This is a genomic window from Citrobacter sp. CK195, assembly GCF_030333365.1.
In the GTDB taxonomy this organism is placed as follows: Bacteria; Pseudomonadota; Gammaproteobacteria; order Enterobacterales; family Enterobacteriaceae; genus Citrobacter_B; species Citrobacter_B koseri.
Window position 1 is genome coordinate 516,390 of the sequence record NZ_JAOWGB010000023.1, and the last position, 13,568, is coordinate 529,957.

Below are 13,568 nucleotides of genomic sequence, written 5' to 3' on the forward strand. Positions count from 1 at the left end.
CGACGGGAAAATCCCGCCGGGCGCGGGACGTACAGAAAACTTACTGCTGAGGAATCGCCGGAGCGTCCGGCACGGAGAGCGCAGGCATACCAAACATGCCGACAAACTCTTCCAGCGTCATTTTTTGCCCGTTGAGCGTTACCTGACCATTGGCATACTGTAGGTTGGTGGCGATGGTATTATCCTGCAACGTGGTGATGCGGAACATTTGCCCCATCGCGGCTAACCCTTTGACTTGTTGATTCGCCAGCTTATCGGCATCTTCCTGCTGATAACCTTCCAGTCTGGCGACCTGAGTCATAAACTCAACGGCCATATCCATCGGGATCGTCAGCTTCGCATCGAGAGATTTAACGGAACGATCCACTTCCTGAGTCAGCGTTTGCGGTTCTTCAGTGGTCGCGGCCGGATCTTTCAGGAACAAGGAGAGGTTCAGCGCGGTCTCGCCTTTAGCGTTTTTCCAGCTTAACGGCGCGACGGTAATCACCGGTTCGCCCTTCATCAGCAGCGGCAGGGCGCCAAAGAACGCTTCGGTCACTTTCTCCTGATAAAGTTCAGGATTTTGCACCACCTCGGGTTGCGTCATCAGCGCCTGAGTCTGAGCGTTATACTGGCGGCTAAACTGGTGCCATGCTTCGCCATCGATCTGTCCCACTTTCAGCGTCAGCTTGCCGCTACCCAGATCCTGATTCTGCACTTTAAGGCTGTTCAGCGAGTAATCCAGCTGGCTATTGATGGTTTTGCCGTCGTTGACGAGATCGGACTTACCGTCGATCACCATGCCTTCCAGCACGGCCATCTCTTTACCTTCTACCGATACCGTCATTTTTTCCAGCGACAGCGTCTGGTTGCCAATACGCTCGCCGAAGCTGGCCAGAGTGCTGGAACCGTCGGTTTTCAGGTTATTAAAAGTAATCTGGACTTTCTGGTTATATTCGTTGACGGCATCCACCAGGCCGCTTTGCGCTTCGCCTGACAGTGAAACAACATTGCCGTCTTTATCGGCATTCAGCTGAAATTCCCCGCCGCTAAAGGCGACTTTTTCACCGTTATTTTCATAATTCAACGGCTTGAGGGATATATCTGAGCGGGTATCGCCGCCATAACCAATCCGGGAATTAATCTCGACCGGCGTCTCGCCCTTTGCGATATCAAACAACGGTCTGGTGACGTCGTTGTTGACCAGGGTCGTCTTCACCGAGGCCATCGCAGGGATAAGGTTAAACGATTTCAACTGTGCGAACGGGAAAGGGCCATGATCCACCGCTTCGTTCAGTACGACGCTTTGTCCTGGTTTCAGCCAGGGGTTTTCCTTGCCTTCGACAGGCTTCGCCACCAGCTGTAACTGGCTGCTGAAAATGCCGCGCTGGTAGTTTTGATAGCTCAGCTCAATGGCGGCTTCAGGCGCCGTGCGTTTAAGCTGCTCATTTGCCTGATTCACCATCTGTGCGAGATGCGTTTCCAGTTTTTTCCCGGTGTACCAGGCCCCGCCTGTCCAGACCACGCCCAGGGCGACGATCACACCTGTAGCTACCAGCGATTTTTTCATATCGATTATCCATAAAAATGAAACCAGGCGGATTAAACCGCCTGGAGAAGTTGTGAGCCTTTAACTAGCTTAGCAAGAGTTGTTAAAAAATTCAGTATGTTGCTACAGCTTGTTGTAAACCCTGGCCAAACGGCCCACGCCGCTGGCGTTGACCGGAGACTCATCAGCGCCGATAAACGCGGATTCGCCGGGTTTCAGCACCAGACGCTGCTCGCCCTTGCTCAGAACCGCTTCGCCTTCCACGCAGAACAGAATGGCGGCGCTCTGCTGGCTGATGGCCGTTTCCTGAGCGGAGAGGTCATGCAGCGAAAACGCGAAATCCTCCACCGGAATCGGGAAGTCCAGTTCCGTACCGTGTTTTACCGGCGTTGTCAGCAGCTGATCGGCAGGTTTGGCAACGAATTTGACGTTTGCGACCAGTTCAGGAATGTCGATATATTTCGGCGTCAGCCCGGCGCGCAGGACGTTATCGGAGTTCGCCATCACCTCCAGCGCCACACCCTGCAAATAGGCATGAGGCGTTTCGGCAAACAGGAACATGGCTTCGCCAGGGTTCAGCTTGACCACGTTCAGCAGCAGTGGAGAGAAGAGGCCGCTGTCATCTGGGTAAAATTCGGATATGACGCGGATCGTCTGCCACGGTTCACCCTGTTGGCTGTTCAGCGCCGCTTTCAGTACCGCCAGCGCGCGGGATTTTTCATCGCCCTGCATATTGAGCAGGCTGGCGAACAGTTGGCTCAGGCGTTCGGCATTCGGCTCTTGCAGGAAGTGGGCAATGGCGGTATGCGCGCCGGAAACAGGTTGCAGCAGGGAGACAATCTCAGAGAACTCGCGGAATGCGTTCATCGCCAGGAACGGCGTCAGGGCAAAGACCAGTTCAGGCTTGTGGTTCGGATCTTTATAGTTACGCTCGGCGGCATCCATCGGAATACCGGCCGCATTCTCTTTCGCGAAACCCATTTCTGAGTTGTGTTTATTCGGATGAACCTGGATGGAAAGCGGCTGCGCGGCACACAGCACTTTAAACAGGAAGGGCAGCTCGCCAAAACGTTTTGCGACAGACTCGCCCAGCAGTGTGGCTTTATCGTGCTCAATCACGTCGCGTAACGAGACGGCTTTCCCGTCAGCGCCTTCAATTCGGGAGCTGCTCTTGGGATGGGCGCCCATCCAGAGCTCTGCCATTGGCTGCTGAGACGGATTCGCAATGCCGTAGAGTTCCGTTAACGCAGTTTTACTACCCCATGCATAGTTTTGCACTGAGTTGATGAGTTTTTGCATTATCAAGCCCTGTTTCAATATGGAAATTAATTCGCGTATTAAACCAAGAAACCCGCGGGAAGTAACCTCTGCGCGCAAAAAGTCGTACTTGTCTCAGTTTTTGTTAAAAAATTGTGTAGGATAGTGTAACTCGCTTTTTACACCCTGACGCATTCGGGTTGCAGGACAATAACATGTCTGCCGCTGGAGGCGTGACGGGTAAGCAGGGCAATGGAACATCTGCCCAGAGAATAACCAGACCGAGCAGTAAGTGAGAGAACAATGTCGAACAAACCCTTCCATTATCAGGCTCCTTTTCCCCTCAAAAAGGACGATACCGAATATTACCTGCTGACCAGTGAACACGTTTCCGTTGCCGAATTTGAAGGACAGGAAGTGCTTAAGGTCGCTCCTGAAGCGCTGACGCTGATGGCGCGTCAGGCATTCCACGATGCTTCGTTTATGCTGCGCCCTGCGCATCAACAGCAGGTCGCTGATATCCTGCGCGACCCGGACGCCAGCGAAAACGATAAATATGTCGCGCTGCAATTCCTGCGCAATTCGGACATTGCCGCAAAAGGGATTTTACCAACCTGCCAGGACACCGGTACGGCCATTATCGTTGGCAAAAAAGGCCAGCGTGTCTGGACCGGCGGCGGTGATGAGGCTGCGCTGGCGCGCGGCGTTTATAACACTTACATCGAAGATAACCTGCGCTATTCGCAAAATGCCCCGCTGGATATGTATAAAGAGGTCAATACCGGCACCAACCTGCCCGCGCAGATTGATCTCTACAGCGTTGATGGCGATGAATACAAATTCCTGTGTATCGCCAAAGGCGGCGGTTCCGCCAACAAAACCTATCTGTATCAGGAAACCAAAGCGCTGCTGACGCCGGGCAAACTGAAAAATTACCTGGTCGATAAAATGCGCACTCTGGGGACGGCGGCCTGTCCTCCGTATCACATCGCCTTCGTGATCGGCGGGACGTCGGCGGAAGCAACGCTGAAAACGGTTAAGCTGGCCTCCGCAAAATACTATGACGAACTGCCGACGGAAGGGAACGAACACGGTCAGGCATTCCGCGACGTGGAGCTGGAAAAAGAGTTGCTGACGGAAGCGCAGAATCTCGGGTTAGGCGCCCAGTTCGGCGGTAAATATTTTGCCCATGATATCCGCGTCATTCGTTTACCGCGTCACGGCGCGTCCTGTCCGGTCGGGATGGGCGTCTCCTGCTCTGCGGATCGCAATATTAAAGCGAAGATCAACCGCAAAGGTATCTGGATCGAGAAACTGGAACATAATCCGGGTAAATATATTCCTGAAGAATTGCGCCAGGCAGGCGAAGGCGAGGCGGTTCGCGTTGACCTCAATCAGCCAATGAAAGCGATCCTGCAACAGTTGTCGCAGTATCCGGTTTCAACTCGTCTGTCGCTGAACGGGACGATTATTGTGGGGCGTGATATCGCGCACGCCAAACTGAAAGAACGGATGGATCGTGGCGAAGGGTTGCCGCAGTATGTTAAAGATCATCCGATCTACTACGCGGGGCCGGCAAAAACGCCTGAAGGATACGCGTCCGGTTCGCTGGGGCCAACGACCGCAGGGCGTATGGACTCTTACGTCGATCAGCTTCAGTCGCAGGGCGGCAGTATGATTATGCTGGCCAAAGGCAACCGTAGCCAACAGGTGACCGATGCCTGCCATAAACACGGCGGCTTCTATCTGGGCAGCATTGGCGGGCCTGCCGCCGTGCTGGCGCAGGGCAGCATCAGGAGTCTGGAATGCGTGGAATACCCTGAACTGGGGATGGAAGCGATCTGGAAAATTGAAGTGGAAGATTTTCCGGCCTTTATCCTGGTGGATGACAAAGGCAATGATTTCTTCCAGCAAATTCAAACTTCGCAGTGCACGCGCTGCGTGAAGTAAGACAATAAGAAGGTACATTTGCAGGCCGGGTAAGGCGCTGTGCCGCCCGGCATTTCAGAAGCGCACAAAGCGCCATGCAGTATTTATGAAGCAATCAATACTTAATCCTGACAGGTGTGTGAGCATGTCCTCAACTTCATTGTTAACAAGGAGAAAGTAATGACGACGGTACGCTGCGAGAAAGATTCGATGGGCGGGATTGATGTTCCGGCAGATAAACTTTGGGGAGCGCAAACCCAACGATCGCTGGAGCATTTTCGTATCTCCACGGAGAAAATGCCCGTCTCGCTGATCCATGCGCTGGCGCTGACCAAGCGTGCGGCAGCCAAAGTTAACGAGGACTTAGGGCTGCTGTCGGCGGAAAAAGCCTCCGCCATTATGCAGGCGGCTGATGAAGTGCTGGCCGATAAACATCCCGACGAATTTCCGCTGGCGATCTGGCAGACCGGGTCGGGCACGCAAAGCAACATGAACATGAACGAAGTGCTGGCGAACCGCGCGAGCGAACTGCTGGGCGGCGTTCGCGGCATGGAGCGCAAAGTTCACCCGAACGATGACGTCAATAAAAGCCAAAGTTCGAACGACGTTTTCCCGACCGCGATGCACGTTGCGGCGCTGCTGGCGCTACGCAAGCATCTCATCCCGCAGCTTAATGTCCTGACCGATACGCTGCGCAAAAAGTCCCATGCGTTTGCCGACATTGTGAAAATTGGCCGCACGCACTTGCAGGATGCGACGCCGCTGACGCTCGGTCAGGAAATTTCCGGCTGGGTGGCGATGCTGGAGCACAATCTCAAACATATTGAAAATAGCCTGCCGCATGTGGCGGAGCTGGCGCTGGGCGGTACGGCGGTGGGCACAGGGTTGAACACCCATCCTGAATATGCCCGCCGCGTGGCGGATGAGCTGGCGGTGATCACCTGCGCGCCATTTGTGACGGCGCCGAACAAGTTTGAAGCGCTGGCGACCTGTGATGCGCTGGTTCATGCGCACGGCGCGCTAAAAGGGCTGGCGGCGTCGCTGATGAAAATCGCTAATGACGTTCGCTGGCTGGCCTCTGGCCCTCGATGCGGCATTGGTGAAATTGCCATTCCTGAGAACGAGCCGGGCAGTTCGATTATGCCAGGCAAAGTGAACCCGACCCAGTGCGAAGCGCTGACCATGCTCTGCTGTCAGGTGATGGGCAACGATGTGGCTATCAATATGGGCGGGGCGTCGGGAAACTTCGAGCTTAACGTCTATCGCCCGATGGTTATCCATAATTTCCTGCAATCGGTACGCCTGTTGGCGGATGGGATGGAAAGCTTTAATGCGCACTGTGCGGTCGGTATTGAGCCAAACCGTGAGCGTATTAATCAACTGCTCAATGAATCGCTGATGCTGGTCACCGCGCTCAACACGCACATCGGCTATGACAAAGCGGCGGAGATCGCCAAAAAAGCGCACAAGGAAGGGCTGACCTTAAAAGCCTCCGCCCTGGCGCTGGGGTATCTCACTGAAGCCGAGTTTGATAGCTGGGTGCGCCCGGAACTGATGGTGGGCAGCATGAAGCCAGGCCGTTAATCCGCCACATACAGGTGCAACCGGGGGATGATAAGTCGCAACGGTTGCGCCTGAGGCTTAAAGCGGTGCTGAACATTGTCCGCATCGTAATTCAGTAGTTCGCCGATATCCGGCACGGTCATGCCTTTATCGGTATTGATCAGCGCGATAAGCGGCGTCGGACAGGCGTGCTGAACCTGTTTCTGCTGCCCTTTGTACCAGACGCGGGCAATCGGCTGTACCTTCACCGGTCTTTTAATCTTCAGCCGCGCCTGTTGCGGCAGGGCGGCGATATCCTGATATTCGCGCTCCAGCCTGGCCTGCCACTCTTCGCGCGTCCAGGGATGCACGCTGCGCGGCGTGTTCAGGCTTTTCTCCAGTTGTGCCAGCACCTCATCCCGGCGCAGATTCTTTATAATGTGCTTGTTGGCCCAGCCAAAACGGAGGGTAGCGGGATTCTTGATCACCGTTAATGCGCGGTAGGCATTCAACGTGATAAGACCGGGCAGATGGCGATGCACCCACTCAAAACGCGCCGCTGACGGCAATCCTGACTCCACCGTCACAATACGCTCAAATGTCGTTTTTAACTGATTGATGTGCTGGATCTGGTTTTCCAGCGCGGCCTGCGTGGCATCATCAACCTGATAGCACAATACGCCGGGCAGGCGAACCGCCGCTTTGCTGCTGCGATTTTCAGACTGTTGCTGAATAAACAGGTGGCGATAGTGGCGCAGCGCCAGCGATTCGGCCTCTTTTCCCAGATGCTGCTCCACCGCAATGGTCGCCAGAGGGTTGTGCTCCGCCTCTTTGGTCACTTCGGGGAGGGAGAAGACGCGGGCAATCAGCAGCGGTTGCTGTTCGAGATTTTCTGTCAGGGTTGCCAGCGCGTGTTCTGTCTGGCGAAAAGTACCATTCAGGCGTTCGACAAGATCGTAACGGGCCATATCACCACCATTTCAGTGTCGCAGAAAGAAGGGTATTAGTTACAACATACTTACTGTATATCACATCATACCCGGCCTGACCATCGTGCGCTATGCGTCAGGCAGGGGGAAATTCGGGGATGTTGTGCCAGACGGGCCAGTTGAAGGTGAATCTGGCGCCGCCCAGTTCACTTTCGCGACAGTTTACCGTTCCGCCCATCGCCAGGGCGATGGAGCGCACGATGGCTAATCCCAGCCCGCAGCCTCCGGTAGCGCGGTCGCGGCTGGGATCGAGGCGCACAAAGGGTTCGAACACATGTTCGCGCGCGTCTGGCGCGATGCCGGGGCCGTCGTCTTCAACAATCAGGGTCGCCTGATTGCCGCTTAATAACAGGCTGGCCTGAACGGTGGAATGGGAATAACGCAGCGCGTTATTGAGCAGATTATCCAGCACACGCTCCATTAGCCGCATATCCAGCGCGCCGTAATCGCCAGGCGTAAGCTGGCTGAGCCGCACCGTGCGCCCGGGGTTGACGCTCTGTACGTCTTCCAGGTGGCTTGCCAGCCACACGGGGAGGTCGGGAACGGTGAGCGTTAACGCAGTCTGCGGCCTGTCCAGCCGCGCATAGGTCAGTAACTCTTCGATTAACGCTTCCAGTTGGCCGATATCGCGATTCAGCGCCTGCGACTCCTGTGCGCTGAGATTTTCACTCATCTCCAGCCGGTAACGCAGACGCACCAGCGGCGTACGCAGTTCGTGGGCAATGCCGTCAATAAGCTGTTTTTTACTGGCGATCAGCGCGTTGATGTTATCCGCCATCTGGTTAAAGGCGATGCCGAGACGTTCAAAACTGGAACCGTTGTCAAAGTGAAGGCGCTCTGCGAGGTGCCCTTCGCCAAAACGCTGAGCGGCGGCCTCCAGGCGCAGCATCTCCTGCCAGTGCGGGCGCATCCAGATAAACACCGGAAAGGCGAGGGAGATGGCGATAAAGGCCATCAGCGCGATATCCAGTAGCCGCATCTGGTGAAGAAAATAGAGATAAGGAACCGGCCCGACGGCCAGCACGTAATGGCTGCGGGGGATGCGCTGGATAAACGTATACTGATCGTCCAGCGCGACGATGTCGCCTTCGCGCAGCCGCTGTGTGGTAAGCGCGTCGAGTTTGTATTTATTGAGCGGCTCTACGCGCAAATCGAAAGAGAGATTAAGATCCATCTCTTTGAGGGTTTTCCCCCAGTCGCGCGGAGGGATCTCCCGCAATTCGCTGCGCATTAAATACAGCGAGCTTTTCATCAAATCATCCAGCGACTGTCTGCCTGCGCGTTCTGCGGTGAACTTATACACCAGCCCGACCAACAGGGTCATGACCAGAAAGCAGACAAACAGCAGCAGATAAAACTGAACGAACAGTTTTTTCATTGATGCACCCGGTTAATCACGCTGACTATCTTCCCACGCATGGGGGGCAAACAGATACCCTTTGTTGCGAACCGTTTTGATTCGATAGGGCTCGGTGGCGTTATCCTGCAATTTCTTACGCAGCCTTGAGATAGCGACATCCACGCTGCGGTCCATGCCGTCGTAGCTGACGCCGCGCAAGTTTTTCAGCAGTGCGTCGCGATCCATAATCTGCCCGGCATGGGTTGCCAGTTCCCAGAGTAATTCGAAATCGGCGGTGGAAAGCGAAACCGGTTCGCCGGAGAGTGCTACTGAACGATTGACCGGGTCAATAATCAACGCGCCAAAACGCAGCGTTTTATGCGGGGTCATTGCCGTATCCTGAATGCCTTTTGCCTGCGCGGTGAGTTCATTCTGCCGTAAATGCAGGCGCAGACGGGCGAGGAGCACGGCAGGGGGCGTGGTTTTCAGGATGTAGTCACAGGCGCCCATTTCCAGCGCCAGGATGTGGTTCATGTCGCTGTCCAGCGAGGTCAACAGGACAATCGGCCCTTGCCAGCGGCCTCGCAAATCGCGGCAAATGGTCATACCGTCTTTGCCCGGCAGCATGATATCCAGTAACACCAGCTCGGGTTGCGTGCGAAGGATCGTCTCTTCAGCCAGATCGCCGCGAGGTTCAATCAGCACCTCAATATCGTGTTTCGCCAGATAAGCGGCAATTAGCGAGCCAACTTCAGGGTCATCCTCAACAAATACGATGGTGTTCATAACGTTCATTACGCGGAGAAAACGCCAACATACACCGCCTCCGTTTTCCCTTCCATTAATCTTTTCTAAACGAGAGCGCTTCCGTTATGCTACAGCCTCAATGTTATTGATGTGTTAAGGCATCGAAATGGGACTCGTGATAAAAGCCGCGCTGGGTGCGCTGGTGGTGGTATTGATTGGCTTGCTGGCAAAAACAAAAAATTACTATATCGCCGGATTAATTCCGCTTTTTCCGACATTTGCACTGATTGCCCACTATATTGTCGCCAGCGAGCGCGGAATTGACGCGTTACGCACGACCATTGTATTCAGTATGTGGTCGATCATCCCTTATTTTGTCTACCTCGCCACGCTTTGGTATTTCACCGGTTTTCTGCGTTTGCCCGTTGCGCTCGGCGGGGCGGTGGTGTGCTGGGGCCTGAGCGCATGGCTGCTGATATTTTGCTGGATCAAATTGCATTAACGCAGGTGCCGGCCGCCATCCACGGCGAAACTGCGGCCGGTAACGAAGCAGCTGGTGAGAAGGTAATCCACCAGGTCGATTACCTCTTTCTCGCCGGGCGCTGTCTTCATCAGGGATTTATTGAGCGCCTGCTGACGGTACTCGGCGTCGTCGTTTTCGTTAAACAGGATCAGCGACGGGGCGATGGCGTTGACTTTCACTTCCGGGGCCAGTTTGCGGGCAAAGGAGCGGGTCATATTATCCAGCGCTGCTTTACTGGCGGCATAGGCGATGTGTTTGTCGCTGCCGCGTTCCACAACATAGTCCGTAAAATGGATGATATCGGTGGCCGCATGTCCGTGGCCGCGCAACAGTCTTTCCAGCGCATGGTTTAACAGATAGGGCGTATTGACGTGAATCTGCATCATGCATGCCAGCACGTCAGAGAGCGGGGTGCCAGGCGTCTCGGCCATCCAGGCGCTGGCGTTATGCAAAATAGCCCGCAGGCCTGGCGTATGGGTCTTTATCTTCTCAGCAAATGCCAGGACGCCGTCATCGGTGGAAAAATCGGCCTGAATGCACAGCGCGCCCGCTTGCGTCAGGCCGTCGATGGCCGGATAGTGCGTCCGGTAGCTGACAATCACCGGCTGTTTTTGATTGAGAAAGTGCCACGCGATCGCGAGACCGATGCGGCGGCCTCCTCCCGTGATAAGGATGGGCAAGGGCTGGTTTTTACCCATTGTAGTCTCCTTTGGCATCAAACAATGGGGCGACGATTACCCCACCAACATCCACGTAGCCGGAACAGCGGCGATGAGTAGCAGACCGATCAACATCACTTCCTGACGATTCAGGACATTATCGTGCGTATGCGTCTTGCGTGCGTAGAGGAAAACTAACAATCCCGGCGCATACAGTACCACCGACAGCAACAGGTGCATCGGGCCGGACGCATACAATAACCATAAGCCATAAATGCAGGCCCCGACACCTACAGCCTGATGAAGAGGGCGCGCGGCGATTTTCAGCAGGAACGCGCCGACCAGGAAATAGGGTACCAGAATCATCTCTGAAGCAATCGTCAACAGCGTGTTGTAATCCGAACCTGTGAGCCAGATCAGCACCAGGCAGATCTGAACGCACGCGTTGGTGAGCCATAGCGAAGCCGATGGCGCGCCTTGCGCATTCTGGCGGGCGAAAATGCGCGGGAAGGCTTTATGCGTTGAGGCCAGAAACGGCACTTCCGCCGCCATAATGGTCCAGCTCAGATAAGCGCCGCAGACTGAAACGATAAGACCCGCCGCGATAATGATTTCGCCCCACGGCCCCATCATTTTCACCATCAAACCCGCCATTGACGGATTGCGAATCTCCGCCAGTTCCGGGCGGGCGACGACGCCTAAAGAGAGCAGCGTCACCAGCAGGTAGACGCTCAATGCGGCGAGAACCGCCAGCAGCGTCGCACGTCCGACATCACGCTTATTTCTCGCCCGGGCGGAGACGACAACCGCGCCTTCCACGCCGATAAACACCCACAGCGTGATGAGCATCGTGTTTTTAACCTGCTCCCAGACGGGAACGCCCAGCGCCAGACCGGTGAAATCCAGGCTGAACGTATCGAGCTTAAACATGATGATAGCCAGGACGATGAACAACCCCAGCGGCAACAGCTTCGCCAGCGTCGCGACCAGGTTGATGCTGGCGGCGGTTTGCACACCGCGCAGCACCAGGAAGTGTACCACCCAAAGCAGTACCGACGCGCCGATGATGGACTGCCAGGTGTTGCCGTCGCCAAACAGGCGGAGTTCCGGCGTATCGGTAAAGAAGCTCAGGGCAGAAAAAACGATAACCAGATAAGAGACGTTGGCGATAACGGCACAGAGCCAGTATCCCCAGGCGGAGCAGAAACCGATCAGTTCGCCGAAACCTTCGCGCGCGTAGGTGAAAATCCCGCCATCCAGTTCCGGGCGAACGCGCGTCAGGATCAGCATAGCGAAAGCCAGTAGCAGTATCCCGACGCCCGTAATCGCCCAGCCAATCAGCAGCGCTGCCGGGCTGGCCACCGCCGCCATGTTCTGTGGCAGACTAAACACACCTGCGCCAAGCATTGAGCTTAAAACCAGCGCGGTCAGCGCGCTCAGTCCCAGTTTCTTTTCCATCGGTATCCAGTTATAAAAACGAGAGTGGGAGAATAATTATTTTGGCAAAACGCATAAAAATGGTGAAAGCCACTAAGGCGCGGGATTTTACGGAGAGAAGAGACCGCATGCAATGATCTCTGAAACATTTGTGACTAAAAATGCTAAAGGTGGGTAGATTTCACATAGGGCAGCATCGTATTGGCGCCTGATGGCGCTACGCTCATCAGGCCTACTAACACGTAGGCCGGATAAGATGCCTGGCCTCGCCATCAGGCGTTATGACAACACCGGATGGCGGGAGCGTACTTTACTTATACAGGTCGGCGCTGATCGTCATGTTGTTACCACGTTCCTGCCACTGGCGGGTGATGTGATAATATTTCGCGCCTTTCTTCGCCGCACGCTTGGCAACCTGGTAGGAGACTTCCGTCATGTTGCCGTAGTTGCCGGTGAATTTGATGCTGTCAAATGGCACCATCATCGCAGCGGTCGCTTTGTTCAGCTCTTCGACTTTCGTTCCGTCAGGCAGAGTGACAGTGTAACGTCCACCTTTTGAGGATTGCGTTTCGAAGAAGCGTCCGACTTCAGCGCTTGGAGAAGCGGTCGTCGCGACGCCCGGAATCTCCACTTTCTTCGCTGCTTCACCGCCGGCGGCCAGCGCTGCGCGACCCGCATCGGAATCAGCAGGAATAACGTCCGGGCTCTGGACGACGCGTTTCTTCGCATCTTCTTTATAGATAAACGCGGTAATACGCTGGTTGCCGCCCTGGTTGGCATCGACCTGACGCACAATGTAGAACGAGTAGGCGCCTTTCGCTTTTGCAGCTTTGGTGATGGCGTCATTCACTTCCGGCTGGCTACGGTAGAAACCCTGCACCGTTACGGTGTCGTAAGGTTCCAGCAGCACGGCCTGATCTTTCGGTAATTCGACGATACCGTTAATTACACGGTTTTGAGGCGCGTCGGATTTTGGCGCGTCTGATTTATAAACGTCAGCCACGACACGCCAGTTACCGCTGTTGCCAAAATCGGACGTATCAACAACATAAAAAGAGGCTGCACCTTCTTTATCTGCGCGGCGGGATACGGCATTTACCGCATCGCCAATGGCATTAAAACGCCCGGTGACCACAATGCGGTCATAAGGTTTTAGTGCTGCCGCTTGCTCCGGCGTCAGTTCTGTCGCTGCATTTACGGAAAAAGCAGTCGCAGAAAGCAGTGCGGACGCCAGGAGAGTGTTCTTAAGCTTCATAAAAATAATCCTTCGCCTTGCGCAAACCAGGTACTGGTATTGTTATTGACTAGAAACGTGGCTGATTATTGCATTTAAACCCTGCAAATGTCTGCGTCATTTTTCACTCATCGTACCGCCTGAAGTGACAAGAATGATAACATTTGGTGATATGTCTAAAAAACAGGCGCTTGACCGGCAAAACTGATAAAGCATACGCATTTTATAAGTTAATTTAATGTTAAACGATTGAATGTCGATGGCGCTAAATCATGTTTTGCCGCTTCGCTTGAGCGAATTATCGGTCACTGAAGGTGATTTCAAGGTCATTATTCCTGTTTGTGGGCTGAATCGTTCATATTTTGCAAATTTCATAATAAATAC

At 54.6% G+C, this 13,568-nt stretch carries 11 protein-coding genes; 3 read left to right on the forward strand and 8 right to left on the reverse strand.

The genetic code is table 11. The features are described from left to right. Window positions 1-40: 40 nt before the first annotated feature. Together OGX93_RS11075 and manA are read right to left on the reverse strand one after the other, a co-directional pair. The gene (locus tag OGX93_RS11075; protein WP_049011603.1) at window positions 41-1,549 is read right to left on the reverse strand and encodes a YdgA family protein; all 1,509 of its coding nucleotides are present in this window, start codon (window positions 1,547-1,549) and stop codon (window positions 41-43) included. Between the two features lie 102 nt (window positions 1,550-1,651). Beyond that, window positions 1,652-2,827 carry a mannose-6-phosphate isomerase gene (gene manA / locus OGX93_RS11080; protein ID WP_199977072.1) on the reverse strand — a complete coding sequence of 392 codons (1,176 nt, stop codon included), beginning with the start codon at window positions 2,825-2,827 and terminating at the stop codon, window positions 1,652-1,654. A 261-nt stretch (window positions 2,828-3,088) separates the two neighbouring features. Here manA and fumB point away from each other — a divergent pair, with 261 nt between their 5' ends. Continuing rightward, the gene (gene fumB, locus OGX93_RS11085) at window positions 3,089-4,735 is read left to right on the forward strand and encodes a class I fumarate hydratase (RefSeq protein WP_012132495.1); all 1,647 of its coding nucleotides are present in this window, start codon (window positions 3,089-3,091) and stop codon (window positions 4,733-4,735) included. Window positions 4,736-4,894: 159 nt separating this feature from the next. Beyond that, window positions 4,895-6,298 carry a class II fumarate hydratase gene (gene fumC, locus OGX93_RS11090; protein WP_047457217.1) on the forward strand — a complete coding sequence of 468 codons (1,404 nt, stop codon included), beginning with the start codon at window positions 4,895-4,897 and terminating at the stop codon, window positions 6,296-6,298. Here the strand turns inward: fumC and tus are convergent. The 3 genes from tus to rstA all read right to left on the reverse strand — a co-directional run bounded on the left by tus (window position 6,295) and on the right by rstA (window position 9,370). After that, a complete protein-coding gene (gene tus, locus OGX93_RS11095; RefSeq protein WP_012132493.1) occupies window positions 6,295-7,224 on the reverse strand; it encodes a DNA replication terminus site-binding protein in 930 nt (309 codons plus the stop codon). The genes fumC and tus overlap by 4 nt on opposite strands. Window positions 7,225-7,321: 97 nt before the next feature. Continuing rightward, window positions 7,322-8,623 carry a two-component system sensor histidine kinase RstB gene (gene rstB, locus OGX93_RS11100; protein ID WP_012132492.1) on the reverse strand — a complete coding sequence of 434 codons (1,302 nt, stop codon included), beginning with the start codon at window positions 8,621-8,623 and terminating at the stop codon, window positions 7,322-7,324. Window positions 8,624-8,635: 12 nt separating this feature from the next. Next, complete coding sequence (rstA, locus tag OGX93_RS11105; RefSeq protein WP_286449602.1) at window positions 8,636-9,370, reverse strand: two-component system response regulator RstA; 735 nt, start codon at window positions 9,368-9,370, stop codon at window positions 8,636-8,638. 127 nt (window positions 9,371-9,497) lie between these two features. Between rstA and OGX93_RS11110 the strand changes: the two genes are divergently transcribed. Further along, window positions 9,498-9,833, forward strand: coding sequence for a GlpM family protein (locus OGX93_RS11110; RefSeq protein WP_012132490.1), 336 nt, complete (start codon window positions 9,498-9,500; stop codon window positions 9,831-9,833). Here OGX93_RS11110 and folM read toward each other — a convergent pair. The 3 genes from folM to ydgH form a co-directional block, all read right to left on the reverse strand. Beyond that, the gene (gene folM, locus OGX93_RS11115) at window positions 9,830-10,552 is read right to left on the reverse strand and encodes a dihydromonapterin reductase (RefSeq protein WP_153258470.1); all 723 of its coding nucleotides are present in this window, start codon (window positions 10,550-10,552) and stop codon (window positions 9,830-9,832) included. The two genes, OGX93_RS11110 and folM, sit on opposite strands and share 4 nt — an antisense overlap. 36 nt (window positions 10,553-10,588) lie before the next feature. Further along, on the reverse strand, window positions 10,589-11,971 hold the full coding sequence (locus tag OGX93_RS11120; protein ID WP_200053637.1) for an amino acid permease: 1,383 nt from the start codon (window positions 11,969-11,971) through the stop codon (window positions 10,589-10,591). Window positions 11,972-12,260: 289 nt separating this feature from the next. Next, window positions 12,261-13,205, reverse strand: coding sequence for a DUF1471 family protein YdgH (gene ydgH / locus OGX93_RS11125; protein WP_012132486.1), 945 nt, complete (start codon window positions 13,203-13,205; stop codon window positions 12,261-12,263). Between the last annotated feature and the right edge of the window lie 363 nt (window positions 13,206-13,568).